General features: G+C 51.2%; 8 tRNA genes. All 8 read left to right on the top strand.

Annotated features, from left to right (window positions below):
- The first annotated feature begins 64 nt into the window (after nt 1-64).
- The 8 genes from ADI86_RS01010 to ADI86_RS00975 all read left to right on the top strand — a co-directional run bounded on the left by ADI86_RS01010 (nt 65) and on the right by ADI86_RS00975 (nt 773).
- Nucleotides 65-137, top strand: a tRNA-Asp gene (locus ADI86_RS01010).
- 24 nt (nt 138-161) lie between these two features.
- Nucleotides 162-234: transfer RNA gene (locus ADI86_RS01005), tRNA-Lys, on the top strand.
- Nucleotides 235-239: 5 nt separating this feature from the next.
- Nucleotides 240-321, top strand: a tRNA-Leu gene (locus tag ADI86_RS01000).
- 18 nt (nt 322-339) lie between these two features.
- Nucleotides 340-412 (top strand) — tRNA-Thr (locus ADI86_RS00995).
- 22 nt (nt 413-434) lie between these two features.
- Nucleotides 435-506, top strand: a tRNA-Gly gene (locus tag ADI86_RS00990).
- 7 nt (nt 507-513) lie between these two features.
- A tRNA-Leu gene (locus ADI86_RS00985) sits at nt 514-599 on the top strand.
- A gap of 11 nt (nt 600-610) precedes the next feature.
- Nucleotides 611-684, top strand: a tRNA-Arg gene (locus ADI86_RS00980).
- A 15-nt stretch (nt 685-699) separates the two neighbouring features.
- Nucleotides 700-773 (top strand) — tRNA-Pro (locus ADI86_RS00975).
- The last annotated feature ends 1 nt before the right edge of the window (nt 774 follow it).

The following is a 774-nucleotide window of genomic DNA, read 5'->3' as shown; positions in this document are numbered from 1 at the left end:
TCAGCTGGGAGAGCATCTGCCTTACAAGCAGAGGGTCAGCGGTTCGATCCCGTTAACTCCCATAGGTCCCGTAGTGTAGCGGTTATCACGTCGCCCTGTCACGGCGAAGATCGCGGGTTCGATTCCCGTCGGGACCGTTTAAGATAACGCAAGTTATTTTGGACTCGTTAGCTCAGTTGGTAGAGCAATTGACTTTTAATCAATGGGTCACTGGTTCGAGCCCAGTACGGGTCATATATGCGGGTTTGGCGGAATTGGCAGACGCACCAGATTTAGGATCTGGCGCTTAACGGCGTGGGGGTTCAAGTCCCTTAACCCGCATTAAGATATAATAAATGAGCCGGCTTAGCTCAGTTGGTAGAGCATCTGATTTGTAATCAGAGGGTCGCGTGTTCAAGTCATGTAGCCGGCATTTTTAGATAGAAGAAAACAGTGCGAACGTAGTTCAGTGGTAGAACACCACCTTGCCAAGGTGGGGGTCGCGGGTTCGAATCCCGTCGTTCGCTTAGAGAGGCCGGGGTGGCGGAACTGGCAGACGCACAGGACTTAAAATCCTGCGATTGGTAACGATCGTACCGGTTCGATTCCGGTCCTCGGCATAAAATGATGAGCACCCTTAGCTCAACTGGATAGAGTACCTGACTACGAATCAGGCGGTTAGAGGTTCGACTCCTCTAGGGTGCATTTTTCTATTTAACTCGGGAAGTAGCTCAGCTTGGTAGAGTACTTGGTTTGGGACCAAGGTGTCGCAGGTTCGAATCCTGTCTTCCCGAT

Source organism: Streptococcus pseudopneumoniae (assembly GCF_001074975.1).
Taxonomy (GTDB): Bacteria; Bacillota; Bacilli; order Lactobacillales; family Streptococcaceae; genus Streptococcus; species Streptococcus pseudopneumoniae_D.
Note: the sequence above shows the minus strand (reverse complement) of the source record. Positions and strands in the feature narration are given on the sequence as shown.